The following is a 25,477-nucleotide window of genomic DNA, read 5'->3' as shown; positions in this document are numbered from 1 at the left end:
CGGCAGCGCGATCTTGGCACCCCACATGCCGTCATGCCCGGGCTTGTCCCGGCCATCCACGTCTTGCTTCACGCAGGGCCGAAGACGTGGATGCCCGGGACGAGCCCGGGCATGACGAGTTCGCTGAGATTTCGTCGCCCTTACTGCTTATGGAACACCAGCGTGCGCAGCTCGATGCTCTCGCGCGGCGCGGCGTCCGCGGGCGTGGTGGGATCGACGAACGCGGTATGCGGCCCGAACCGCGTGCGGCCGTCGGTCGCCGAGTCGTAGCATTTCAGCAGGATCGCCTCGTCCGGCGTCATCTCGGGAATGTAGAACCAGCGATGGTTCGGATTGTACTTCACCGAATAGGTCTCGCCGCTGCGGTTGGGATAGATCAGGTCCGAAGCAATGAGATCCTTCGGCGCGACGGTGGTGCCGTCGGCCATCGCGAGCGGTGAATCCCGCAGGGGACCGCGGATCGGGCGCCACAGATTGATCACCTGGACGCGGCCCTTGACCAGCTGCTCGGCCTCGTCGGGCAGGTGCTCGAACACGCGGTTGCGGCCGGAGACGGCGGTCTGGTCGACGTGGACGCGGGTCGCGGGCTGGCGTGGTCCGCCGCCGCGGATGTCAGCCGCGCCCTCGACGCGCTTGCGCACGGTGTGATCGAAGATGAAGACGCGATCCGCCTTCAGCGTCGCCTTCAGGAAGGCTTCGACGGCGGGATAGTAGACGTTGCGGACTTCGTTGTCGTCGTAATAATCCTTCACGCTGGTCGGATGCTTGACCAGCGCAAAGCCCTCGCGATCGAGCGAGAAGCTGTCGGCGATCAAACGCCCGTCAAATATCGGAACATTGTGGGCTTCGGGCAGCGCGGTGGATTTGGGTTCGCCGGGCGGCGGATCGAAGGCGTAGGTCCGGGGCTTGCCCGGCGTCGGCGCGAGATAATTCAGTTCAGCGGTCACAAACGGCAGCGACTCGATGCGAGTTTGTTGAAGGCCCATGGTGATCTCCCGGACTCGATTGTTCGTCTGCTTGATCTTGGCAACGCCGGAGGAAGCGGCAAGGCCGCGGCGAAAATAGCAACGTTGCGGTTTTGGAATATGCCAAACGGGGAAAATCCTTGCCGCGCGGCAGCCCTCGGACGAATGGATGTTTTGAATCACGGGTTCGTTAGCGGTGCAATGGTGCGGAGTTGAATCGCTTCCGCGCAGACGGTCCACATCTCCCCGCTTGCAGGGCAGCCGCAGGTGCGCCGGCAAAATATCGAAAACAACCCCATGCAAAGGAGCTCGCGGCTGCCGGCCTTCGACAGGGTAGCTTGACACGCCGGGCAAATCAGGGATACATTTCCAATATTCCGAAATCGTGCAAGCACCCGTCGTCCTGGCGAAAGCCAGGACCCATTACCACTGAATTTGATAGTGAGCAGGATCGCGGCCCCGGCGTCGTGCAACAACTGCCATCCGGGGTAATGGGTCCTGGCTTTCGCCAGGACGACGTTGAATGTGTCGCTTGCAAATTGTCTACAGTCCCGCGCCCTTCCCGACGGCCGCACCAAACGAGCGGTCGACGATGTCGGCGGCGTTGATCTTCTGCCGGATCAGGCCCCAGCGGTCGTAGAGGTCGATGGTCTTCTGCTCGTCGGCGACCACGCTGTCGTCAATCGGCGCGATGCGGATCTTGGCCCGCGTCAGCCAGTTCAGCGGCACCGCGGGCGGGATGTTCATCAGCCTGCCCCAGGTGGCGGCGTAGCCCTCGACATTGTTCTGCGACCATGCGCGCGCGGCCGCCAACCGCCGCACGAAATCCTCGAGCTCGGCGCGCTTGCCCTTGATCGCATCGAGGGTTGCGACCTGGAAGCCGAGGCCGGGCGTGATGCCGTCGGCCGTGATGACGCGGCGCGACTTGAACAGCACCTCTTCCTGGCTGACATAAGGCTCCCAGGTCGACCAGGCGTCGACCGCGCCCTGCGTGTAGGCGACCTTCGCGTCCGACGGCGCGAGAAACACGATCTGCACGTCGCTCGCCTGCCAACCCCTGGATTCCAGCGCCGCCAGGATCAGCTGATGGCCGATCGAACCGCGGCCGGTTGCGATCTTCCTGCCGCGCAGATCGTCAAAGCTCTTGATCGCGGAGTTTTCCGGCACCACGACCGCGAGCCCGTCGCGCGACTGCCGCACCGCCGCGATCGCCTTGACCGGAATTTTGGCGGCCGCCGCGAAGGTGAACGGCGCGTCGCCGACCAGGCCGGTATCGATCGCGCCTGCCGCAAGCGCCTCCAGCAGCGGCGCGGCTGCGGCGAACTCCTTCCACTCGATCGTGTAGGGGACGTCCTTGAGCACACCGGCCGCTTCCATCACGGCCTGCGAATTGCCCTTCTGGTCGCCGACGCGCAGCGTGGTCTGCGCGAAGGCCGCGTCGATGGCGGCGAGCGCAAGCGCTGCCGCAACAATGAGACGGATCATTCGGCGGCAATTCCCCGCTGCTGGTCCCGCGCTTCGATCAGCTTGCGGGTCAGCGGAATCAGCGCCCGGCCATAGTCGATCGCATCGACCAAGGGATCGAAGCCGCGGATCAGGAAGTGACTGACGCCGAGATCGTAATAGTCGCCGAATACCTCGGCGACCTGCTCGGGTGTGCCGACCAGCGCGGTGGTGTTGCTGTTGGCGCCGGTCAGTTTGGCGATCTCGGTCCACAGCCGCTTGTCGATGCGCGTGCCCTGATCAGCGAGCGCCAGCAGCCGCTTGGCGCCGTCGGTCGCGTGGTTGGGACGACGATAGCCGGTCTGGTCCTGCAGCGCGGTGGCGCGCTCGAGGATATGTTCCGCCTTCTTCCACGCCTTCTCTTCAGTATCGGCGAGGATCGGCCGCACCGACAGGCTGAAGCGCGGAGTCGGCCTTCCGTGCCTGGCCGCGGCCGCGCGCACCCGCGCGGTGACGTCGCGCACCTGCGCGTAGGACTCGCCCCACAGCGCGAACGTATCGGCGTGCTTGCCCGCGACCTCGACCGCGGCGTCCGAGCCGCCGCCGACGAAGGTGTAGATGCCGCCCTTCTGCAACGGCTTCACCTGCGAGAAGCCGTTCTCGACGTTGTAATACTTGCCGCTGTAGTTGAACGGCTTCTCGCTGGTCCATTCCAGCCGCACCACGTCGAGGAATTCGCTGGTGCGCGCGTAGCGCTCGTCCTTGTCGTCGAGCGTGTTGCCGTCCTGGCGCAGCTCGATGGCGTTGCCGCCGGTAATGACGTGCAGCGAGACGCGGCCGCCGTAGAATTGATCCAGCGTCGCAAGCTGGCGCGCCAGCAGCGTCGGCGCGGTAAAGCCCGGGCGCTGCGCGATCATCACCTTGAGCTGCCTGGTGATGGTCAGGACATGCTGCGCGACCTGCAACGCATCCGGCGTGGTAGAGTGGAACGCCAGCAGCGCGCGGTCGAAACCGGCGAGCTCATGCGCCTTGGCCACCGTCTCGATATAGGGCGGATCGAGCACCGGGCCTGAGCGGACGATGGTCTCGGAAGCATTGTTGTTGGTGATGAAGCCGATGAATTCGACCGGCATGACGGGAACTCCGTTGTTGTTGGCTGTTGTTTTCAGACGCCCAGCGCGGAGCGTCCGGCGGAGACACGGGTGGCATCGTCTTGCGGGGTATGGACGCGGCCGCACAGCACGTCACGGTAATGCCGCTCCAGCGGATTGGTTCGCGACAGGCCGTGATTGCTGGTCAGCGACAAGGCATCCTCCACCACTGCCGCGGCGTTGTTGGTCACCGTCAGCTTGATGATGTTAGACTCGATCGCAGAAAGCGGGAAGCCGTTATCGAAATCGGCGGCGAAGCTGTCGATCAGGCGCGCATTGACCGCAAGCCGCGCCTCGATCGCGCCGACCACCTCCTGCATCCGTGGCAAGGTCGCGAGCGGCGCGCCGAGATTGGCGGGCACCCGCTGCTTCAGGAATGTGACCAGCCAGTCGCGGGCCGCGCGGGCGATGCCGTCATAGATCGCGGCGACGAAAATCGCGTGCACGGTCGCCTGGGTGACGTCAGGAACCTTCCAGTCGTCGGGCCCGCGGACGTCGATCTCGTAATCCAGCGGAAACACCACGTCGTCGAAGATCACGGTGTGGCTGCCGCTGGCGCGCAGGCCAAGGTGGTCCCAGGTCTCCTCGATCCGCGTTCCCGGCAACCCGGCGGGAACCAGAAACAAGCCGACACGGGTCTCCGGCTCATCGGTCTTTGCCCAGACCGAATACCATTTCAGGATCGGCGCACCGGTCGAATAGATCTTCTTGCCTGTCAACCGCCAGCCGGTCTCGGTGCGGCGCGCCGTTGTCGCCGGCAGGCCGCCGCGCGCGGGCGAGCCGAGCTCGGGCTCGACGCGCAAAGCGTTGATCAGCGCCACACCCTCGACGGCTTCCTTGGCGAGCTTGCGCGAAAGACGCGCCGGCCAGCGCGTGCTGCGCGCCATCACCAGATGCTGGATGTAGTGCATCGACAGCACCAGCGCGGTCGACGGATCGGCCTTGCCGATGATGCCGAGCACGCGCGTGGCGTCGCGGGCACCCGCTCCGCCGCCGCCGAGCGCTGCCGGCACCGTCAGCGCCAGCAGGCCTTCGCGCGACAGATCGGCGAAATTCTCGAAGGGAAAGCTGGCGTCGCGGTCGTGCGCCGGCGCGCGCGCAGCAAACACAGCGGCGAGCAGCAACGCGCGCGCGATGTACTCCGGCTCGTTCGCCGGCGGCAGCTCCCTCGCCGCTGATGTCACCATGTCGCCTCCAGTCCGAGCAGGCCGAGGATCTGCTTGCGCAGCTCCGCCAGATAGGGATCGCCGCGATGCCGCGGGTACGGCCGGGCGACGGCGATGTCAGCCTTGATCCGCGCCGGCCGATCGGACAGCACGATGACGCGGTTGGCCAGCACCAGCGCCTCCTCGACGTCATGGGTGACCAACAGCGTGGTGAAGCCCTTGCGCTGCCACAGCGCGACGAGCTCCGACTGCATGGCGATCCGCGTTAGCGAGTCGAGCTTGCCGAGCGGCTCGTCGAGCACCAGGATCTTCGGATCGTTGACAAGCGCGCGCGCCAGCGCCACGCGCTGCGCCATGCCGCCGGACAGCTGGTGCGGATAAGCGTTGCGGAACGAGGACAGGCCGACCAGCTCGATGACGTCATCGACGCGGTGGCGCTGCGCCTTCAGGATGCCCTGCGCTTCGAGGCCAAGCGCGACATTGTCCCACACCGTGCGCCACGGAAACAGCGTCGGATCCTGGAACACAACGACCCGCGACGGATGCGGGCCACTGATGCGCACTTCATCCTCGCGCAGCGTGCCCGCGCGCGGCTTCTCCAGTCCCGCGACCAGCCGCAGCAAGGTCGACTTGCCGCAGCCGGACGGGCCGAGCAGCGCGACGAACTCGCCCGGCGCGATCGCGAGATTGACATTATCGAGCACCGGAAGCGTGGCGCCATCGATATCGAAGGCGTGGCTGACGCCTTCGATATCGAGCTCGGCGCCGACCGCCGGATAGGTGATCGCCTCAGCTGCGGACTGCACTACCATTTGACGACGCCCTTCTGCCAGACCAGCAGGCGGTCGCGGGTGCGGAACAAGAGCGTGATCGCGCCGGAGCAGAGCAGCGACATCACGATCAGCGCCGCATACATGTTGGCATACGCCGCCCAGCCCTGCGCCCATTGCAGGTACCAGCCGAGCCCGGCCTTGACGCCGATCATCTCGGCGACGACCAGCACCGCAAAGGACGAGCCGAGCCCCATGAACAGGCCGACGAACACATGCGGCAGCGCGGCGGGGATCGCGACCCTCAGCACCAGGAATGACGGTTTTGCGCCGAGCGTGCGCGCGACGTCGTAATAGGCGCTGCTGACGCTCGCGACGCCCGACCAGGTCAGGACCGTCACCGGAAAGCCGGTGGCAAGCGCGATCAGGAAGGTCGAGGCGCTCCAGCTCGACGGAAAGGTGAAGAAGGCGATCGGCAACCAGGCAGTGGCCGGCAGCGGGCCGATGAAGCGCAGCACCGGATGCACCCAGTAGCCGATCTTCTGCGACCAGCCGATCGAGACACCGGTGATAAAGCCGACGGTCGCGCCGATGATGTAGCCGCCGAGCTGCAGCTTGATCGAGGCGAACACGCTGTCGAGCAGTTTCGGCAGATCGTCGGTATAGACCTCGAGGATCGACTGCGGCGGCGGGAAGAACGGCAGCGGCAGCCAGGCGAATTTCGCGGTGGCGACCTCCCACAACGTCACGAAGGCGCCGAACGCCACCAGCCACGGCGCGCGTTTGCGCAACGCCTGCCCGGCGCCGCCGAGATAATCCGCGCTGAATGTGCCGAACAGGATGAAGGCGGCGATGACGATCGCGCCGATGCCGAGCGATCCGGTCCGCGACCAGTCGCCGACATCGGGCCAATAGAGGCAGGAGAGGCCGAAGGCGAGCCAGACGAGGCTCGCCGCAAGGCCCACACCGTAACTGCCGGAGAGGTCCGCGAGCGTGATCGCCGCGCGCGGCGCGGCCGCGGCGGTCGCGTCAGACACTGAATACGTCGACATAGATCCGCTCCGCGAATTTGGCGGTGTCGGTGCTCTGCTTGAACACCTGCACCGTCTTGAGGTCGTCGGCGTAACCCTTCAGCTCGCGCTTGAGCACTTCGCCGGTCGGGTGATGGTGATGGGTGTGGTAGCGCGCCATTGCCTCGAGATCGGCGAGGCTCGCCGCCTTCGGCGCATAGGGCTGGAACGACTTCGCCGCCTTGTCCGGGTTCTGCGAGGTGAACATCGCGGCGTCGAGCAGCGCTTGCGTAATGGCGCGCGCGACCTGAGGCTCCTCGCGCACCAGGCTGCCGCGCAGGCCGACGATGCAGCAGCTCTTGTCGCGATACTCGCCGTCGAGGTTGGAGGCGACCTCCTTGTACTGCGCATCCTTCAGCCAGAGATATGCCAGCGGGTCCGACGACAGGAAGGCCTGCACCTCGCCCTTCTCGACCGCGACATTGAGGAGATTGCCGGGATAGGCACGCCAGTCGACGTCCTTGATCGGGTCGATGCCAAGCTTGGCGAGCTGGATCGAGAAGAAGTTCTTGTCGGGACCGGCGAGATCGCCGACCGCGACGATCTTGCCCCTGAGATCGGCGAGCTTGTCGACCCCGGAACTGGTGCGGGTCAGGACGCGCATGCAGCCGCCATGGGTGCCGGCGGCGATCTTGACGTCAAAGCCCTGCTCCAGCGGCTTCAGCCAGCGCAGCGCCATGCCGAGACCGGCGTCGCTCTTGCCGGTGGCGATCGCTTCCAGCAGCTGGTCGGTCGAGCCCGAATAGTTGACCAGCTCGACGTCGAGATTCTGCTTCTGGAAGAAGCCGTGGTCGATCGCGACCGGCAGCGGCGCAAGGCAGACCGCGCCGGCGTTCCAGGACAGCTTCAGCTTGCGCGGCGCGCCGGTCAGCGGCGGCGCATCGGACGCGGTCTTGCAGACCGGGAATTCGGAGAAGTCGATCGCCGGCGTGATCGCCCGTGGCGCGAAGGCCTGCGCGCTATACGCCCCGATCGGCGCGGCAAAGGCCGCGGCGGCGCCGGCACGCAGCAATGTGCGGCGATCCATCACCGTCTTCTTGTTATCTCTCGACATCATCACTCCTGCATTTCGGCAAGGCTCCGCCCCGCGCGCAAAACGTCTCCGTTTTGCGCGCCCCGTCGTTCGAAGCTCATGGTTTTAGAAAAAGCGGATTTCTCCGGCGCGATTGCACTCAAAGCAACCTGCAAATGATGCGGCGCGACAAGATCATCGTCAATGAAATGGAATTTCGAATGTTGTCGGCGCCGCAGCTGAACTCTCCACGATCGCATCACGCGGCGATGAAAGGATTTTCGCTGACATCGCGACGCAGAGATACGGTGTCATCACCGTGACTGCATCAAATTTGAGCGTTCTGCGGCCGCATGCGCGATGTCTTCTACGCGCGGCATGCCTGACGAGATCATCCTTGCCGCGCAGCCGCCGAATTCAGATTTCCGTTTCGTTGACGGCGAACGGCTTGCTCATAGACTTGGTCGAACGCTGCCGCGCGTTCCGCCGAGCAGCGAATGAATCAGGAAGAAAATTCAAATGCGCAAACTGACCCGCTCGGGCCCTGCCTATTCTCTCACCCGCCGCACGGCGGCCGCGCTGATTACGGCCGTGATCACGCTGTCGACGTCGGCCGCGGCACTCGCGGCCGACGCGATCGTGCTGCGCGTCGGCGACCAGAAGGGCGGCAACCGCTCGCTGCTGGAGATTTCCGGCCTCGCCAAGGATCTGCCCTACAAGATCGAATGGTCGGAATTCCCCGCCGCGGCCCCGATCCTGGAGGCGATCAATGCCGGCGCGCTCGACGTCGGCTACACCGGCGATCTGTCCTTCCTCACCGTCTATGCGTCGGGCGCGCCGATCAAGGCGATCGGCGGCACGCGCTCCGATGCGCGGACGCAGGCGATCCTGGTGCGCGGGGATTCGCCGATCAAGACCGCGGCCGATCTGAAGGGCAAGCGCCTTGCCGGCACGCGGGGCGGCTGGGGCCAATTCCTCATCAATGCGACGCTGGAAAAAGCCGGAAGCAGGATCGAGGACGCGACCTTCGCGCCGCTCGGCCCGGTCGACGCCAAGATCGCGCTGCTCGCGGGCTCGATCGACGCCTGGGCGGTGTGGGAGCCGTATATCTCCTACGCCACGCTGAAGGACAAGGCGCGCGTCGTCGCCGATGGCGAAGGGCTGACGCCGACCATCACCTTCATCGTCGCCTCCGACAACGCGATCGCAACCAAGCGCGCGGCGGTGCAGGACCTGGTGCAGCGGCTCAACAAGGCGCGGCTGTGGTCGCTCGACCATCTCGCCGAGTATGCCAGGAACACGGCCGAGCTCACAAAACTGCCGGAGGACGTGCTGCTCGCCGCCTACACCGCGCAGAAGACGAGCCCGATCGCGATCGACGAGGCCGTGGTCAAGGAAGTGCAGGCCGCCTCCGACCGCGCCACCCGCTACGGCATCCTCGGCAAGACGCTCGATGTCGGCAAGGCCGTCGACCGCAGCTTCACGGCGAGCGCGAGCCTGAACTGACGCGCGCCTGAACTGGCGCGCTCTTTCCTCACCTCCCCTTGAAAAGGGGAGGTCGGATTGCGCGCAAGCGTAATCCGGGTGGGGATCTGCCTCCACAAGCGCCGGCGCCGTGGAGAGCAACCCCCACCCCGCCCTCCCCCTTTCAGGGGGAGGGAGACGAGCGGCGGTGCCCACCTCACGGAGCATCAAGCCGCGCACGCACCACCATGGAGACATCCGATGTCCGGCCCGCTCCATCTCGCACTGATTGTCACAGCACACCTGCTCTGCATGACCTTGTTGGTCGCGCTGTCGGTTTGATAGCGTCCTCTCCGGGCCAGCCCCAGGGAGAACAACAATGAACCTATCAATGAAGGACCGCGTCGCCGTGGTCACCGGCGGCAGCAAGGGCATCGGGATCGCGGTGGCGCGGCGGTTTGCCGAATCCGGCTCCAGGGTCGCGATCCTCGCCCGCGGCGCGGCCGATCTCGCCGCGGCGCGCGAGGCGCTCGCCAGGGACGGCCTCGTGGTGCGCGACTACGTCTGCGACGTTTCGAAAGCCGCGGACATCAGCAAGGCGCATGACCAGATCGTTGCCGATCTCGGCAAGATCGACGTGCTCGTCAACAACGCCGGCACGGCACGCACCCTGGCTTTCGAGAGCATCAGCGACGAGGCTTGGCAGGAGGACCTCGACCTGAAGCTGTTCGCCGCGATCCGCTTCAGCCGGCTGGTGTGGCCGGGGATGAAGCAGCGCAAATGGGGCCGCATCATCAACGTGCTCAACACTTTTGCCAAGGCGCCGGCCGGCAATTCCGCACCGACCTCGGTGTCGCGCGCCGCCGGCATGGCGCTGACCAAGGTGATGGCCAATGAAGGCGGCGAGCACAACATCCTGGTGAATGCGCTCTTGGTCGGCCTGATCATGAGCGATCAATGGGTCAAGCGGCATGCTGCCCAGGCGCCGAACACGGATTTCGGGGAATTCGCCAAGGGCCTTGCCAAGGGCACCCCGCTCGGCCGCATCGGCACGGCGGAGGAGTTCGCCAACCTCGCCTGCTTCCTGGCCTCGGAGCAAGGCTCCTACATCACCGGCACCGCCATCAATGTCGATGGTGGCCGGTCGCCGGTGGTCTAGAGCCCCGGTCCCGTTTTCAACCCGGTCCGGAGCTCCAGATTCTGCTTTGGCGCGTTTTCTTCACGCGAACCGGTGTCCGCTACGCTCGAAAACGCTCAAGCGGGCAACCAACGGCAGGAAGCGACGGCTCAAAAGCAAAAGGCCCCCGTCACCGGAGGCCTTTTCGTCTTAAACCGCGTCCTTGGCGGCCTTGACCGGCCGTGCGCGGACGATCTTCCGGGCCGGCTTGGCCTTGAACATCATCTCTTCGCCGGTGAAGGGGTTGGTGCCCTTGCGCGCCTTGGTCGCAGGCTTCTTGACCACAACGAACTTCGCGAAGCCGGGGACGAGGAACACCCCGGCCTTCTTCAGCTCCTTGTGGCCGACATCGACGAGCGAGTCCAAAACGTTCTTGACGTCGCGCTTGGAGAGTTCGGTGGTGGTCGCGATCTTCTCGATCACTTGCGACTTCGACAGTTGGGTAGCCATGGTTGCTCCATTGATTCTGGAGTGGGCACGATATGGCGGAAAACGCCGAGAAAAACAGTGTTTTCTGCATTCACCACACGAATATCGCTGTGGACAGCCCCCGAATCAGGGATTTTTCCAGTGTTTTTTCAAGTCAAGGCGCTTCCGACCCCTAAAATTACAGGGTTTGCGCGGCTTCGGCGCTCCCGAAACAGTCCCTCGAGAGAATCACCAGACGCAACTCGCGCGGCCCAAACTGCGACAATGCGGCGCTCGATCCGGGTTGCGAAGCGCTGCCGCGCGCCACTTCAGGTTTCGGAAACGATCCTCCAAAAGGCCGAGGCATTAGAAAATGACTTGGGTTCCCATTCCAAGCTAACATCGCCAAATGACGGCCACGACCGATCGGCTGGCCGCCCGATGCAAGCCTTTATGCAAGTTCTGGAGACCCGCGTATGGATTTGAGCCGCCTCGAGATCAACCGCCGCACGGCCCTTCTGACCTCGGCCGCGATTGCGGCCAATGTCATCAATCCGATGCGCGCCTTCGCGCAGGAGGCCCCGCGCAAGGGCGGCGTGTTCAACGTCCATTACGGCGCCGAGCAGCGCCAGCTCAATCCGAGCATCCAGGCCTCGACCGGCGTCTACATCATCGGCGGCAAGATCCAGGAGAATCTGGTCGACCTCGACGCCAACGGCCAGCCGGTCGGCGTGCTCGCCGAGAGCTGGGAGGCGACCCCGGACGGCAAGACCGTCACCTTCAAGCTGCGCAAGGGCGTCACGTGGCACGACGGCAAGCCGTTCACCTCTGATGACGTCGCCTTCACCGCGATGAACATGTGGAAGAAGATCCTCAACTACGGATCGACGCTGCAGCTGTTCCTCACATCGGTCGATACGCCCGATCCGCAGACCGCGATCTTCCGCTATGAGCGGCCGATGCCGCTGAACCTGTTGCTCCGGGCCCTGCCCGACCTCGGCTACGTCTCCGCCAAGCATCTCTATGAGAGCGGCGACATCAGGCAGAACCCGACCAATCTGGCGCCGGTCGGCACCGGCCCGTTCAAATTCGTCAAATACGAGCGCGGGCAATACATCATCGCCGACCGCAACCCGGACTATTGGCGGCCGAACGCGCCCTATCTCGACCGCATCGTCTGGAAGGTGATCACCGACCGCGCCGCCGCGGCCGCCCAGATGGAGGCCGGCGAGCTGCACTACAGCCCATTCTCGGGCCTGACGATCTCGGACATGGCGCGGCTCGGCAAGGACAAGCGCTTCATCGTCCAGACCAAGGGCAATGAGGGCAACGCCCGCACCAACACCATCGAGTTCAACTTCCGCCGCAAGGAGCTGTCCGACATCCGGGTCCGCCGTGCCATCGCACACGCGATCAACGTGCCGTTCTTCATCGACAATTTTCTGGGCGATTTCGCCAAGCTCGGCACCGGCCCGATCCCGTCGACCTCAACCGACTTCTATCCCGGGCCGAACGCGCCGCAATACCCCTATGACAAGGCCAAGGCGATCGCGCTGCTCGACGAGGCCGGCTTCAAGGCCAGTGGCGGCAACCGCTTCTCGTTGAGGCTCTTGCCGGCGCCGTGGGGCGAGGACATCTCGCTGTGGTCGACCTTCATCCAGCAGTCGCTGGGCGAAGTCGGGATCCAGGTCGACATCGTGCGCAACGACGGCGGCGGCTTCCTCAAGCAGGTCTATGACGAGCACGCCTTCGATCTCGCGACCGGCTGGCACCAGTACCGCAACGACCCCGCGGTCTCGACCACGGTATGGTACCGCTCCGGCCAGCCCAAGGGCGCGCCGTGGACCAACCAATGGGGCTGGGAGGACAAGACCGTCGACAAGACCATCGACGATGCCGCCACCGAAGTCGATCCGGCCAAGCGCAAGGCGCTCTATGCCGATTTCGTCAAGGAGGTGAACACCGAGCTGCCGGTCTGGATGCCGATCGAGCAGATCTTCGTCACCGTGATCACGGCCAAGGCGCGCAACCACTCCAACACCCCGCGCTGGGGCTCGACGAGCTGGCACGATCTTTGGCTGAGCGCATGAGGCCGCTTCCGGCAACGGCGTACGCCCAACTTCTCCCTCTCCCCGCTCTTGCGGGGAGAGGGCTGGGGTGAGGGGCTCTCTCCGCCGGATCAGTCTATCGATAGACCTGTGCCCCTCACCCGGATCGCATCTGACGATGCGATCCGACCTCTAAGAGCGAGCTTCGCTCGTCTCGACCCCGCAAGCGGGGCGAGGTGACCGAGCGGCCGACGCTGGTTCAAGTCAATGACGGCGACCGGTGGCCACTTCCTTCGAAAACGCTATAGATAAGGCATGCGTATCCTGAGCCTTGCGGGGCGGCGGCTCGCCGCCTCGATCCCGACCCTGTTCCTGATCCTGATCGGCGTGTTCCTGCTGCTGCAGCTCGCGCCGGGCGACACCGTCGATGCGCTGATGGCGCAGATGGGCGGCGGCGACGCCGCGACCGCCGAGGCGCTGCGCAAATTCTACGGGCTGAACCTCTCGGTTCCGGCGCAACTCGGAAACTATCTGTGGCACCTGGTCCGGCTCGACCTCGGCTTCTCCTCGATCTACGGCAAGCCGGTGGCGACCGTGATCCTGGAACGGCTGCCGCCGACCATCCTGTTGATGACGGCGTCGCTGTCATTCGCGTTCTTCTTTGGCCTCGTGTTCGGCGTGATCGCCGCGCGCGGCGTCAACCGCTGGCCGGACACGATGATCTCGACCCTCGGCCTGATCTTCTACGCCACGCCCTCGTTCTGGTTCGGGCTGATGGCGATCGTGGTGTTCTCGGTCTATCTGCAGTGGCTGCCGCCGGGCGGCTTCGAGGACATCGGCACGGTGCAGATTGGAATCTGGCGCGTGCTGGATATCGCGGCCCATCTGGTGCTGCCGACGCTGACGCTCGGCCTGATCTTCCTCGCGATCTACCTGCGCATCATGCGCGCCTCGATGCTGGAGGTGCTGAACCTCGATTTTGTCCGCACCGCCCGCGCCAAGGGGCTGGACGAGACCCATGTCATCACCCGCCATGTGCTGCGCAACGCGCTGCTGCCGATGGTGACGCTGATCGGATTGCAGGCCGGCACCATGCTCGGCGGCTCGGTCGTGGTGGAGAGCGTGTTCTCCCTGCCCGGCCTCGGCCGCCTTGCCTATGAATCGGTGGTGCAGCGCGACCTCAACACCCTGCTCGGCATCGTCTTCGTGTCGGCGCTGCTGGTCATATCCGTGAACTTCGTCGTCGACCTGCTCTACGCGCGGCTCGATCCGCGCATCGCGGCGGAGGGCTGACGATGGATGCGGTGAAGCGCTACTTCCGCAGCCCGGCCGCGGTGATCGGCCTGATCCTGCTGCTGCTTGTGATCGCGATGGCAATCAGCGCGGGTGTCCTCTATCCGCGCGATCCGCTTGCCCTTGCCGGCCGGCCGCTGATCTGGCCGTTCTCCAACCCGCGCTTCCTGCTCGGCACCGACAATTCCGGCCGCGACATCGCCGCCCAGATCTTCTACGGCGCGCGGATCTCGCTGCTGATCGGCGGCGTCGCCACCGTGATCGCGATCCTGATCGGCATCCTGGTCGGCGCCTTCGCCGGCTATTACGGCGGCTGGGTCGACAATGTCTTGATGCGGATCACCGAGGCGTTCCAGACGCTGCCGAACTTCGTGCTGCTGCTGGTGCTGGTCGCGGTGTTCGGATCGACCCTGACCACGGTGACCATTGCAGTCGGCGTGGTGTCGTGGCCGGCGCCGGCACGGCTGACCCGCGCCGAGTTCCTGTCGCTGCGCAACCGCGAATTCGTCCAGGCCGGCAAGACGCTCGGCATGAAGGACGTCCAGCTCATTCTCGGCGAAATCCTGCCCAACGCGCTGCCGCCCGTGATCGTCTATGCCAGCGTGGTGATGGCGGTCGCGATCCTGCTGGAAAGCGCGCTCGCCTTCCTGAGGCTGTCCGATCCCAACGTCGCCTCCTGGGGCAATCTGATCGGGCTCGGCCGCGACGTGCTCCGGGTGCAGTGGTACGTCTCGGCGATCCCCGGCATTGCGATCCTCGTCACCGTGCTCGCGGTGTCGCTGGTCGGCCAGGGCCTCAACGATGCGCTCAATCCGAGGCTGAAGAGCCGATGAGCGAGACGGTCCTTTCGCTCGACGCCCTGACAGTGCGCCTGCCCAAAGGCGCCGACCGGCCGCATGCGCTGTCCGACGTCTCATTGTCGATCGCCTCCAACGAGATCCTCTGCGTGGTCGGCGAGTCCGGCTCCGGCAAGTCGATGATGGCGAACGCCATCATGCGGCTGCTGCCGAACGAGGTGACGATCGAACGGGGCCGGATGATGTTCGACGGCCGCGACCTCTGCGCCGCCGATAGCGCCGAAATGCGCGATGTGCGCGGCGCCGGGATTGCGATGATCTTCCAGGAACCGATGACCGCGCTCAACCCGCTGCGCACCATCGGTGACCAGATCGGTGAGATGTTTGCGATCCACACCGCTCTCTCGAAGGCCGAGATCAATGCGCGCGTGCTGGCGCTGCTCGAGGACGTCCGCATCCCCGACCCCAGGGCTGCCGCAAAAGCCTACCCGCACGAGCTGTCCGGCGGCCAGCGCCAGCGCGCCATGATCGCGATGGCGCTGGCGCTCGACCCCAAGCTCCTGATCGCCGACGAGCCGACCACCGCGCTCGATGTCACGACGCAGGCGCAGATCCTGAAGCTGATCCGCGATTTGCAGCAGCGCAAGAAGACCGCGGTGCTGTTCATCACCCATGATTTCGGCGTCGTCGCCGAAATCGCCGACCGCGTCGTGGTCATGCAGCACGGTGCGATCGTCGAGCAAGGCACGGCCGATGAGGTGCTGAACGATCCGCAGCACGCCTACACCAAGCAGCTGATTGCGGCCGTGCCGCCGCTGAAGGCACCGCCGCCGCGCATCCTTTCCGGCAAGGATATCCTGACCATCGACGGCGTCTCCAAGACCTACCGCACCGGCGGCTTCCTTGGCCGCGGCGCGCGGATCACGGAAGCCGTCAAGAACGTGTCGCTGCATCTCCCGCGCGGCGCGACGCTCGGCATCGTCGGCGAATCCGGTTCGGGCAAATCGACGCTCGCGCGCTGCATCGTGCGGCTGATCGATCCCGACACCGGGTCGATCGTGCTCGACGGCAAGGACTGGGCAAAGCTCGGCCGCGACGATATCAGGCGCGAGACCCGCCACATCCAGATGGTGTTCCAGGATCCGTTCGCCTCGCTTAATCCGCGCCGCAAGGCGGCCGAGCTGGTGGCGCAGGGACCGATCGTGCACGGCACCGATCGCGCCACCGCGATTGCGGAAGCGCGAAAGCTGTTCGGGCTGGTCGGGCTCGATCCGTCCGCCGGCGATCGCTACCCGCACGAATTCTCCGGCGGCCAGCGCCAGCGCATCGGGCTCGCCCGCGCGCTGGCGCTGAAGCCGGATGTGCTGGTCGCCGACGAGCCGGTCTCGGCACTCGACGTCTCGGTGCAGGCGCAGGTCTTGAAACTGCTCGCCGGGTTGCGGCAACAGCTCGGCCTCTCCATCATCTTCATCACCCATGATCTGCGGGTCGCCGCCCAGATCTGCGATCTCGTCGCCGTCATGAAGGATGGCGCCGTGGTCGAGCAAGGGCTGACCGCCGAGGTGTTCGGCAGGCCGCAGCATTCCTATACGCAGGCGCTGCTGTCGGCGATCCCCGGCGGCGCGTTCGCGCGCGAGCACGGCACCGCAACCGAATAGCCGGGCACGTGCGGCCCTACTCCGCCGCTTGTGGCTTGGGCTCCTCGCGCAGCCGGAAGCGCTTCAGCAATCCAGATACCGTGTCGCGGAAGCCGCCATATTCCAGCTCTGAATAGGGCAGCATCGCAGCACCGGACCAGCCCTGGCTGCGCATCTCGATCGCCTTGCGCTGCGCGCGCTGGCGGACCTCGTCCCACGCAAGGTTGTCAAAGAAGTCGGTATGGGACTCCGAGAACTTCCCGTCCCGGTCGATCGAGAAGCCGACGCAGGAAACGATCGGCAGGCAGTACATCCCCGTCACCGGGGTGTTGAGCGGCACCGGCATGAGCGGCATCACATGCGAGCCGCGCGCATCGCCGCCCACGAAGTGCGCCTTGGCGAAGGGCGAGATGATTTCTTCGGGCGCCGCGAAAATGCCCTGGTTCCTGACGACCGCGACCGGATCATCCTTGCCGGTGTACTTGCCTGCGATGGAGTGCAGGCGCTGCGCCGAAACGGCGACGGCGACCTCGCCATAGGTTTTCGAGACGATGCGATCAATGCCGAAGCGCTCGTTGTCGCGAAGCAGCGCCGCAATGTGGTAGCCGTCCGCGGGCGCATCGAGTTCGATCACGCTGTCGCCAGCCGTGTTGTCCATGTCGATGATGTGAAAACGGAAGCCCTTGATCATCGGGGGCAGCATCAGCCCGGCGCAATACATGGGATCGGCAAAAGCCAGATAGAGCGGCAGGTTGTAGGCGCCGGGGCCGCATTTGTCTGCGGCGAACACCATGAAGGACTCCGCGGGTCTCGCGCCCGAGAGGCTGTGGTCGAAGCTGAGTTCGGCGACGGCCGGGCCCGCGCCGCGGACGTTTCCGGAAGGGGCGTCGACGAGAAGATCCTGGCCGGCGCCGTAGAGCCCGGAGGTCTTCGCAACCGCAGTGGCCGCGAGAAACGTCTTCCAGGCGAATTGGTGGACTTCGGAGCTCCCTTCGCCCCGCGTGTGCGTCATGATGATCGCAATATCGTCGCCGGTATGGCGCACGAAACCGTCGATCAGGAGACCGTTATCGATCGCTTTCGCGACCTCCCCTTCGACTGCCGCCATCATGCGCGCAGATGGTTTCGTGTGGCCCCCAACGGAGCCAATGTCAGCCTTGATGACCGAAATGGTGAGTTTCATGAGCATCCCTCCGACCGCAGCGCAGCGCCTTCGCCTCGGCGCTCGCTGCGCCGGGGGCGACGGCGCGCTCATTTGCAAAAAAGAACGTCGTGTGGTGCGACAGGTTCCCTGAGCAAATTCCTTGCGGAACTATGGCCCCTCCGTCACCGCGTGTCGATACGGGCTATCGACGCATCTGGAATAGCCCGTCATGCCCGATGGGGTTACCACCCACCCTATGAAGCGCGGTTGAGAAAGATCGGCAGACCCCGCTTGTTGGAATAGAGAGGACGGTACCGCTCGGTGTTGTACGCGCTTGCGACGTCCAATTTGCGTGGCCCGAGCTTGGCGTCAGGGATCGGCACGAGGTCGTAGCGGCCCTCGACCAGCGCCGACATGAGGCCGGTTTTGCCTTCCAGGATCGCATCGTAAGCCATGTTGCCGAACGTCAGCGCCACAAGCTTGTCGATGAAGTCCGGATCGCCTGACCGCAGGTCGTAGGTGAGGTCAGAGACGATGGTCTCCTCGCCGGTGCGCCGCTTGATCTCGTCCGCGAACGCTTCGGCCACGCTCGCCTTCCTGCGGTGACCGTAGGCGTCAGGCTCGCCGAATTCCTGCACCTTGTAGCCCTCCCACTCGGCGCCCTCGCTGAGCACGATCAGCGCGTAGTTGCTTGGGTTGCCGTGCTTGTCATCGAGGAGAAGCTGGATCAGCTTGTCGAGATTGACCTTGTACTCCGGTATGGCGCATCGGATCGAGGTTGCGTATGCGGTATAGAGTGCCGTAAAGCCGGCATCGCGACCAAAGACGCGGAAAATGCCGATTCGCTCGTGCGAGCCGACGGTGGTGCGCTGGCGCTGGATGGCATCGCTGGCACGGGTGATCGCGGTCGAGAAGCCGATGCAGTATTCGGTGTTGCGAACGTCGTTGTCCATCGTCTTCGGTATGGCAATGATCTTGACGCCCCGCCTGTTGAGCTTGTCCGCGTAGCTGAGCGTATCGTCGCCGCCGATGGCGATCAGATGTTCGATACCGAGCCCCGCGAGGTTCGCGAGCACCTCGTTGGTGAGGTCCCACGTCGTGGTTGCGATGCCGCCCTTGGTGCTCTGGGAAACCGGAAAGTCGCGGCCCGCGAGATGATCGGGCAACTTCTTCATTTTGGAGGGATTGGTGCGGCTCGAGTGCAGCACGGTGCCGCCGCGCCGGTCGATCACGCGCGTGTTTTCGCGGTTCAGCGGAATGATGTAATGGGACTTACTCGACGGGTCGTCGAGGTTCAGGTGCGTGAGGGCCTCCCAGCCTCGGCGGAGACCGACAACCTCGATGTCGTCCTCGCTGCCGCGATAAGTCACGCTCTTGATCACCGCGTTAAGGCCGGGGACGTCACCGCCTCCCGTGAGAATGCCAATGCGCTTCCTCGCCATGCCCACCTCCCAGGGTTGCTATCTGGCAATAACGCCTGCGTCGCGTCGGGGTTTCCACAACGCTATCCGCCAACGGCGGAATCCTCGTGATCACGGCACCCGGCCGAACCTGCTTGGGCCCGCATTCTTCCAGCGACGTTCTCCGACCAGCCCCACCTCGGGCGGCTTGCCCCTCCATGCCCTTTATCTCGCGTGCGCGGCGCGACGTTGCTCCGCGTTCACCGCGAACGGCGCGAGGCGAGGAAATACTCCGCCCATCGCAGCAACTCGAAACGATCGCCCTTGACCAGCTCCTGTGCATCGCGGCGCCGGTAGAGCACCAGCATCCAGGGAGCGAGCTTGCGCAGCAAGCCATGCGCCATGTACTGCACCGGCTCGGAGAATGGCAGCGCCAGTTCGCTTTCCGGCACGCCCTGGACCGCGCGTGCCAATTCGCGGCCGAGCGGGATCGTCAGCGCGACGGCACGGCCGTTGCAGCCGGTCCAGCCATAGGCGTTGGGACCCAGCCGATGCATGCGCGGCAGGAAATCCGCGGTCATCCCGACATAGCCGTTCCAGACATAGTTGAAGGAGACCTCGCCGATCTGCGGCCACAGGCGCTGCAACCGCTCGGTCACCCGTGCCTTCAGCCGCCCGGTCTTGTCGCCCGGACCGAGCACAGCACCGCCGGTGACGAGGCGATTGCGGGCGTCGTAGCGCGCGAAATACAGCTCGCCATGGGTATCCGACATCGCCTGCCGGCCGGGGATGATGGTCTTGCGGACATTGTCCGACAGAGGCTGCGTCGCCATCTGCCAGGACAGCACCGGCATCACCTCGGTCGCGATTTCGGGCACCAGTGATTTCGCGAACTCGCCGCTATAGGCATTGGTGGCGACCACCAGCGAGCGGCCGGAGATTTCACCCTTCTCGGTCTTCACCACCCAGCGATCGCCGCGGCGCTCGAAACTGAGTGCAGGCGAACGCGCATAGATCCGCGCACCGAGGCCGACCACGGTCCGCGCAAGGCCCCGCGCCAGCGCCAGCGGATTGACGTGACCGCCCGTCCTGTTCCAGAAGCCGCCGTACCACGCATCCGAGCCGAGCATGTCCTTGGTCTGATCGCGCGACAGCAATTCGACCGGCGCGCCGAATTTCGACCATTGCTGCACCCGCCGCTCCGCGATCCTGATGCGGCCCGGCGAATGCACCGGCTGCACCCAGCCGGCCTGCTCCTGCTCGGCCGCGATGTTGTAGCGCCTGACGACGTCGAACAGATCAGCGGCACTGTCGCGCAGCATCGCGACGAAGCGCTCGCCGGCCGCACCGTGCCTCGCGATGATGTCATCCGGATCGGGGCGCGACAGCGTCGGGATCACCTGGCCATTGTTGCGCCCGGAGGCGCCCCAGCCCGGTTCGGCGGCCTCGACGATCGCGACGTCGACACTGGCCTCGCGCAGATGCAGCGCGGTCGATAGACCCGTGAAGCCGCCGCCGATGATCACGACATCAGCCTGCTGCGCGCCGGTCAGCTCGGGACAATCAGGGCCGGAGGGCGTCACTGCCGCCCAGAGCGAATTGGGCCAGCGCACGGCATTGCTGTTCATCATGATCCTTTCTTGCGGGCGCCCGGTCATTCTGGTTAGCTAATTCTACTCTCCTATTCCAGCCGGGAAGACAACAAGTGGCACTCAAGAACGTCATCGGAATCGATCACGCCGTGGTCATGGTGAAGGACCTCGACAAGGCCGCCGAGAACTACAAGCGGCTCGGCTTCACCGTGTCGCCGCGCGGCACCCATAGCGCGCATATGGGATCGGGCAATTACACCATCATGTTCGACCCCGACTACATGGAATTGCTCGGCGTGCTGACGCCGACCGAACACAATGCTCCGGCGCGCGCCTTCCTCGAGAAGCGCGGCGAAGGCATCGAACGCATCGCATTCACCGCGGTGGATTCCGCGCTAGGTGCCGAGGAGATCCGCGTGCGCGGCTATGCGCCAATCGGGCCGACCGATTTCGAACGCCCGGTGACCTTACCGAACGGCACGATCTCCGCGGCGAAATTCCGCACCTTCCAGTGGCCGACCGCCGAAGCGCCCGGCGGCGTCCGCATCTTCGCCTGCCAGCACAAGACCCGCGAAACGGTGTGGATTCCCGAATTGATGACGCACGCCAATGGGGCAAAACGCCTCAAGCAGGTGCTGATCGTCTCGCCCGATCCCGCAACCGATGCCGCGCATCTCTCCAAGATGATCGATATCGCCGTCAGGCACGATGCCGACGGTGCGGTTGCCGTGCCGTCCGGCGGCGACCGCGCCGACTTCGTGTTCCTGACCAGGGACCAGCTCGGCAAGCGCTATCCCGGCGTATCGCTCGACGGCCTGCCCGATCGCGGCGGCGCCGGCCTCGTGATCGCGGCCGATCTTGCCGCGACCGAAAAGGCGCTGGGCTCAGCCGGCGTGAAGAGCGGCAACAGCATCACCGTGCCGCCGGCTTCCGGCAACGGCACCCTGCTCGCTTTCGTCAAGGCATAGCTGCCATACCATGCGCGGCGCAGCGTTATGCAACGTCGCCGCGCATGTGGGACTAGGCACAGAAAGTTGAGGCGCTAGTATCTCTCCCAAACAAGAACCGTCCCAGGGGAGAGAAACATGTCGCATCACCTGATCTCGCGCCGGCAGATGCTGGCCGGCACCGCCGCGGCCGGCGCGGTTGGACTGACCGGATTTCCGGCCCGCGCCGACGTCAACTGGAAGAAATATTCCGGCACCACGCTCGAGGTGATCCTCGCCAAGGGGCCGCGCGGCGACAATCTGCAAAAATACATCAAGGAATTTACCGAGCTGACCGGCATCAAGGTCGAGTCGGAGCAGATCCCCGAGCAGCAGCAGCGCCAGAAATGCGTGATCGAGCTGTCCTCGGGCAAGCCGAGCTTCGACGTTGTGCACCTGAGCTATCACGTGCAGAAGCGGCAGTTCGAGAAGGCCGGCTGGCTCGCCGACATGTCGCCCTATCTCAAGGATCCGAGCATGACGCCGCCGGATCTCGTCGAGAGCGATTTCTCGGCGGCCGGGCTGCAATATGCCCGCAACGACAAGGGCCAGATGCTGTCGCTGCCGTGGTCGGTCGACTATTTCATCCTCTACTACAACAAGGAGCTGTTCCAGAAGAAGGGCGTCGAGGTCCCGAAGACGCTCGAGGAGATGGCAATCGCGGCCGAAAAGCTGACCGATCCGAAGGAAGGCATCTACGGCTTCGTCGGCCGCGGCCTGCGCAACGCCAACATGGCGATGTGGACCAACTTCTATCTGAACTATGGCGGCGAATTCCTCGATGCCAAGGGCAACATCCTGACCGACGGCCCCGAGGCGATCGAGGCCACCAAGCTCTATCAGCGGCTGCTGACGAAATGCGCGCCTCCCGGCGTCGCCGGCTTCAACTGGATGGAGTCGATGGCGTCCTTCACGCAGGGCAGGTCCGCGATGTGGATCGACGCCGACGGCTGGGCGCCGCCGCTGGAAGATCCCGCCGCCTCGCGCGTCGTCGGCAAGGTTGGCTACACGCTGGTGCCCGCCGGTCCCAAGGGCAAGTTCTCCTCGACCTATGGCGACGGCGTCGGTATCGCCGCGGCGAGCAAGAACAAGGAAGCCGCCTATCTGCTCTGCCAATGGGTGGTCTCGCGCGGACAGGGCGCGCGCCTGCTGCAGGCCGGCGGCGGCGTGCCGTTCCGCAACTCCATCGTCGACGATGCCGAAGTCGCCAAGGGCGTGAAGACCAAGGAATGGCTGCAGTCGGTGGTTGACTCCGCCAAGATTTCGAAGCTCGGCCTGCCCGTCATCATCCCGGTCGCCGAATTCCGCGACATCGTCGGCGCCGCGCTGACCGCGACGCTGTCGGGCGCCGACCCCGCCACCGAGCTGAAAAAAGCGCACGAGCAATTCCGCCCCATCCTGGAGCGTAGCGAAAAAGCGTGAGTGTGGTGACACAAGCTTCGCCGGCGGCGGCCGATAACGCCGCGCCGGCACGTGAATGGCGTCCGCCGTCCTACTGGCCGTTCGTGATCCCGGCGCTCGTCGTGGTGCTGGCGGTGATCATCTTTCCGTGGGTGTTCACGATCTGGATGAGCCTGCAGGAATGGAAGGTCGGTTCGCCGACCGTCTTCGTCGGGCTCGCCAACTATCTGCGGCTGCCGACCGATCCGCGCTTCGTCGAGGCGGTCGGGCACACGCTATCCTACACCGCGCTGTCGGTGCTGCTGCCACTGGTCTTCGGCACGCTGGCGGCGGTGGTGTTCCACCAGAAATTCGCGGCGCGCGGCTTCCTGCGCGGCATCTTCATCATGCCGATGATGGCCACTCCCGTGGCGATCGCGCTGGTGTGGACCATGATGTTCCACCCGCAGCTCGGCGTGCTCAACTATCTGCTGTCGCTGGTCGGGCTGCCGGCGCAGCTCTGGGTGTTCAACCCCGCGACGGTGATCCCCTCGCTGGTGCTGGTCGAGACCTGGCAATGGACGCCGCTGGTGATGCTGATCGTGCTCGGCGGCCTCGCCGCGATCCCGACCGAGCCTTACGAGAGTGCGCAGATCGACGGCGCCAATTTCTGGCAGGTGTTCCGCTTCATCACGCTGCCCCTGATCATGCCGTTCCTGTTCATCGCCGGCATGATCCGGATGATCGACGCGGTGAAAAGCTTCGACATCATCTTCGCGATCACGCAAGGAGGACCGGGCTCGGCCTCGGAGACCATCAACGTCTATCTCTACAGCGTCGCCTTCGTCTATTACGACCTCGGCTATGGCTCGGCGATCGCGGTGGTGTTCTTCCTCCTGATCGTGGCGCTGGCGGCGCTGCTGCTCTACTTGCGCAAGCGCCTGCTGTGGACCTCACAGCTCGGGAGCGAGGCATGAACCCGCGCTACATCCTCGGTCGGATCGGACTGTGGCTGTCGGTGTTCGTCATCGTCTCGCCGGCGATCCTGTTCTTCCTCTGGATGGCCTCCCTGTCGCTCAAGTTCGAGATCGACAACGCCTCCTATCCGCCGGTGTTCTTCCCGGAGCATATTGCCTGGAAGAACTATGCCGACGTATTCGCCTCCAACCGCTTCCTGACCTATTTCAGCAACAGCCTGATCGTGACCGGCTGCGCCACGGGACTTGCGATGCTGGTCGGCGTACCCGCCGGCTACGGCATCGCGCGGATGGCCGCGCATAAATCGGCGATCGTGATCCTGATCGCGCGCATCACGCCCGGCCTGTCGTATCTGATCCCGCTGTTCCTGCTGTTCCAATGGCTCGGCCTGCTCGGCACGCTGGTGCCGCAGATCATCATTCATCTGGTGGTCACGGTACCGATCGTGATCTGGATCATGATCGGCTATTTCGAGACCACGCCGCTGGAGTTGGAGGAAGCCGCGCTGATCGACGGCGCGACGCGCTGGCAGGTGTTCCGCCATGTCGCGCTGCCGATCGCGAGGCCCGGGCTCGCGGTCGCCTTCATCCTCGCGGTGATCTTCTCCTGGAACAACTTCGTGTTCGGCATCGTGCTGGCGGGGCGCGAGACCCGCACGCTGCCGGTCGCGGTCTACAACATGATCTCGTTCGATCAGCTGAGCTGGGGCCCGCTCGCCGCCGCCGCATTGATCGTGACCGCGCCGGTGCTGCTGCTCACCGTGATGGCGCAGCGGCAGATCGTCGCCGGGCTGACGGCGGGTGCGGTCAAAGGTGGCTAGTCCCCGAGCGCCTCCAGCACCGCGGCTGAATCAGCGACCCAACCAAAAATGCCGCCCTGGGCCTTGATCATCTTCAGGCCCATCTCGTGGAATTCCGGGAAATAGGACGCGCAGCCGTCTGAGATCACGACGCAGCGATAGCCGCGGTCATTGGCCTCGCGCACCGTGGTGTTGACGCAGACCTCGGTGGTGACGCCGCAGACCAGGAGATTCTCGATGCCGTATTTCTGCAGGATGTCACTGAGCTCGGTGGCGTAGAATGCGCCCTTGCCGGGCTTGTCGATCACGATCTCGCTGTCGAGGGGATAGAGCTCCGAAATGATGTCGTGGCCGGCCTCGCCGCGGATCAGGATCCGTCCCATCGGTCCGGGATCGCCGATCCGAAGCGACGGCGCACCGCGCTCGAGCTTCGCGGGCGGCGCGTCGGAGAGATCGGGCAGATGGCCCTCGCGGGTGTGGACCACGAGCAGCCCGGCGTCGCGCACCGCCGCGAGCACCGCGGCGATCGGCTTCACCGCGCGGGCGAGCTGGCTGACGTCATTGCCGAGCGTCTCGCCGAAGCCGCCGGGCTCCATGAAATCGCGCTGCATGTCGATGATGACGAGCGCGGTCCTGCTCCAGTCGAGCGTGATCGGCTCCGGCTCCGCCGCGATCGTACCGCTTGAATTCGCCATGACCCACGCCTTGAATGTGAGAAGACCCGCGCCTGGTTAAGCAAACCGCATGCCATGGCGCAACAATGGTGCTGGCATGATCGTTGCTAGCCTAAGGCAGGA

22 protein-coding genes are annotated in these 25,477 nt (G+C 65.0%); 10 read left to right on the top strand and 12 right to left on the bottom strand.

The genetic code is table 11. From position 1 onward, the window contains the following. Positions 1-140: 140 nt before the first annotated feature. From QA639_RS14045 to QA639_RS14015, 7 genes are all read right to left on the bottom strand, one after another. Positions 141-986 carry a CmcJ/NvfI family oxidoreductase gene (locus QA639_RS14045; protein WP_157345697.1) on the bottom strand — a complete coding sequence of 282 codons (846 nt, stop codon included), beginning with the start codon at positions 984-986 and terminating at the stop codon, positions 141-143. A 522-nt stretch (positions 987-1,508) separates the two neighbouring features. After that, positions 1,509-2,450 carry an ABC transporter substrate-binding protein gene (locus tag QA639_RS14040; protein ID WP_283090075.1) on the bottom strand — a complete coding sequence of 314 codons (942 nt, stop codon included), beginning with the start codon at positions 2,448-2,450 and terminating at the stop codon, positions 1,509-1,511. After that, positions 2,447-3,541 carry an LLM class flavin-dependent oxidoreductase gene (locus tag QA639_RS14035; protein WP_028334413.1) on the bottom strand — a complete coding sequence of 365 codons (1,095 nt, stop codon included), beginning with the start codon at positions 3,539-3,541 and terminating at the stop codon, positions 2,447-2,449. Before QA639_RS14035 ends, QA639_RS14040 begins: the two co-directional genes overlap by 4 nt. Before the next feature lie 32 nt (positions 3,542-3,573). Beyond that, positions 3,574-4,746: an acyl-CoA dehydrogenase family protein gene (locus tag QA639_RS14030; protein WP_050387776.1), complete on the bottom strand. Its 1,173-nt coding sequence runs from the start codon at positions 4,744-4,746 to the stop codon at positions 3,574-3,576. Continuing rightward, the gene (locus tag QA639_RS14025; RefSeq protein ID WP_028334415.1) at positions 4,740-5,537 is read right to left on the bottom strand and encodes an ABC transporter ATP-binding protein; all 798 of its coding nucleotides are present in this window, start codon (positions 5,535-5,537) and stop codon (positions 4,740-4,742) included. Before QA639_RS14025 ends, QA639_RS14030 begins: the two co-directional genes overlap by 7 nt. After that, positions 5,531-6,547: an ABC transporter permease gene (locus QA639_RS14020; RefSeq protein WP_283090074.1), complete on the bottom strand. Its 1,017-nt coding sequence runs from the start codon at positions 6,545-6,547 to the stop codon at positions 5,531-5,533. Before QA639_RS14020 ends, QA639_RS14025 begins: the two co-directional genes overlap by 7 nt. Continuing rightward, positions 6,525-7,619 (bottom strand): ABC transporter substrate-binding protein, encoded by a 1,095-nt coding sequence (locus tag QA639_RS14015; RefSeq protein ID WP_283090073.1) that lies wholly within the window; start codon positions 7,617-7,619, stop codon positions 6,525-6,527. The genes QA639_RS14020 and QA639_RS14015 overlap by 23 nt, the downstream gene beginning before the upstream one ends. Before the next feature lie 477 nt (positions 7,620-8,096). Between QA639_RS14015 and QA639_RS14010 the strand changes: the two genes are divergently transcribed. Further along, the gene (locus QA639_RS14010) at positions 8,097-9,083 is read left to right on the top strand and encodes an ABC transporter substrate-binding protein (RefSeq protein ID WP_283090072.1); all 987 of its coding nucleotides are present in this window, start codon (positions 8,097-8,099) and stop codon (positions 9,081-9,083) included. A 337-nt stretch (positions 9,084-9,420) separates the two neighbouring features. Further along, entirely contained in the window at positions 9,421-10,200 is a 780-nt protein-coding gene (locus tag QA639_RS14005; RefSeq protein WP_283090071.1) for an SDR family oxidoreductase, read from the top strand. A gap of 168 nt (positions 10,201-10,368) precedes the next feature. Here the strand turns inward: QA639_RS14005 and QA639_RS14000 are convergent, their stop codons facing one another. Next, on the bottom strand, positions 10,369-10,668 hold the full coding sequence (locus tag QA639_RS14000) for an HU family DNA-binding protein (RefSeq protein ID WP_021077434.1): 300 nt from the start codon (positions 10,666-10,668) through the stop codon (positions 10,369-10,371). 434 nt (positions 10,669-11,102) lie between these two features. Here QA639_RS14000 and QA639_RS13995 point away from each other — a divergent pair, with 434 nt between their 5' ends. The 4 genes from QA639_RS13995 to QA639_RS13980 all read left to right on the top strand — a co-directional run bounded on the left by QA639_RS13995 (position 11,103) and on the right by QA639_RS13980 (position 16,422). After that, the gene (locus tag QA639_RS13995) at positions 11,103-12,716 is read left to right on the top strand and encodes an ABC transporter substrate-binding protein (protein WP_283090070.1); all 1,614 of its coding nucleotides are present in this window, start codon (positions 11,103-11,105) and stop codon (positions 12,714-12,716) included. A 273-nt stretch (positions 12,717-12,989) separates the two neighbouring features. Beyond that, positions 12,990-13,967 (top strand): ABC transporter permease, encoded by a 978-nt coding sequence (locus QA639_RS13990; protein ID WP_283090069.1) that lies wholly within the window; start codon positions 12,990-12,992, stop codon positions 13,965-13,967. A gap of 2 nt (positions 13,968-13,969) precedes the next feature. Continuing rightward, positions 13,970-14,800: an ABC transporter permease gene (locus QA639_RS13985; RefSeq protein WP_028334422.1), complete on the top strand. Its 831-nt coding sequence runs from the start codon at positions 13,970-13,972 to the stop codon at positions 14,798-14,800. Further along, entirely contained in the window at positions 14,797-16,422 is a 1,626-nt protein-coding gene (locus QA639_RS13980) for an ABC transporter ATP-binding protein (protein WP_283090068.1), read from the top strand. The genes QA639_RS13985 and QA639_RS13980 overlap by 4 nt, the downstream gene beginning before the upstream one ends. Before the next feature lie 16 nt (positions 16,423-16,438). On the opposite strand, the gene QA639_RS13975 is transcribed toward QA639_RS13980, so the two are convergent. The 3 genes from QA639_RS13975 to QA639_RS13965 all read right to left on the bottom strand — a co-directional run bounded on the left by QA639_RS13975 (position 16,439) and on the right by QA639_RS13965 (position 20,573). Further along, a complete protein-coding gene (locus QA639_RS13975; RefSeq protein WP_283090067.1) occupies positions 16,439-17,656 on the bottom strand; it encodes a fructose-1,6-bisphosphatase in 1,218 nt (405 codons plus the stop codon). Between the two features lie 143 nt (positions 17,657-17,799). Continuing rightward, a complete protein-coding gene (locus QA639_RS13970; RefSeq protein WP_283090066.1) occupies positions 17,800-18,987 on the bottom strand; it encodes a 6-phosphofructokinase in 1,188 nt (395 codons plus the stop codon). 218 nt (positions 18,988-19,205) lie between these two features. Continuing rightward, the gene (locus QA639_RS13965; RefSeq protein ID WP_028334425.1) at positions 19,206-20,573 is read right to left on the bottom strand and encodes an NAD(P)/FAD-dependent oxidoreductase; all 1,368 of its coding nucleotides are present in this window, start codon (positions 20,571-20,573) and stop codon (positions 19,206-19,208) included. Between the two features lie 77 nt (positions 20,574-20,650). Here QA639_RS13965 and QA639_RS13960 point away from each other — a divergent pair, with 77 nt between their 5' ends. From QA639_RS13960 to QA639_RS13945, 4 genes are all read left to right on the top strand, one after another. After that, positions 20,651-21,505: a VOC family protein gene (locus QA639_RS13960; protein ID WP_028334426.1), complete on the top strand. Its 855-nt coding sequence runs from the start codon at positions 20,651-20,653 to the stop codon at positions 21,503-21,505. Between the two features lie 117 nt (positions 21,506-21,622). Beyond that, entirely contained in the window at positions 21,623-22,945 is a 1,323-nt protein-coding gene (locus tag QA639_RS13955) for an ABC transporter substrate-binding protein (protein ID WP_028334427.1), read from the top strand. After that, complete coding sequence (locus QA639_RS13950; RefSeq protein WP_028334428.1) at positions 22,942-23,880, top strand: carbohydrate ABC transporter permease; 939 nt, start codon at positions 22,942-22,944, stop codon at positions 23,878-23,880. Before QA639_RS13955 ends, QA639_RS13950 begins: the two co-directional genes overlap by 4 nt. After that, positions 23,877-24,701, top strand: a complete 825-nt coding sequence (locus QA639_RS13945) for a carbohydrate ABC transporter permease (protein ID WP_028334429.1) — start codon at positions 23,877-23,879, stop codon at positions 24,699-24,701. The genes QA639_RS13950 and QA639_RS13945 overlap by 4 nt, the downstream gene beginning before the upstream one ends. Here the strand turns inward: QA639_RS13945 and QA639_RS13940 are convergent. Next, on the bottom strand, positions 24,698-25,375 hold the full coding sequence (locus QA639_RS13940) for a cysteine hydrolase family protein (protein ID WP_028334430.1): 678 nt from the start codon (positions 25,373-25,375) through the stop codon (positions 24,698-24,700). The two genes, QA639_RS13945 and QA639_RS13940, sit on opposite strands and share 4 nt — an antisense overlap. Positions 25,376-25,477: the final 102 nt, after the last annotated feature.

Origin of the sequence: Bradyrhizobium pachyrhizi (assembly GCF_029714545.1) — a bacterium.
In the GTDB taxonomy this organism is placed as follows: domain Bacteria; phylum Pseudomonadota; class Alphaproteobacteria; order Rhizobiales; family Xanthobacteraceae; genus Bradyrhizobium; species Bradyrhizobium pachyrhizi.
Note: the sequence above shows the minus strand (reverse complement) of the source record. Positions and strands in the feature narration are given on the sequence as shown.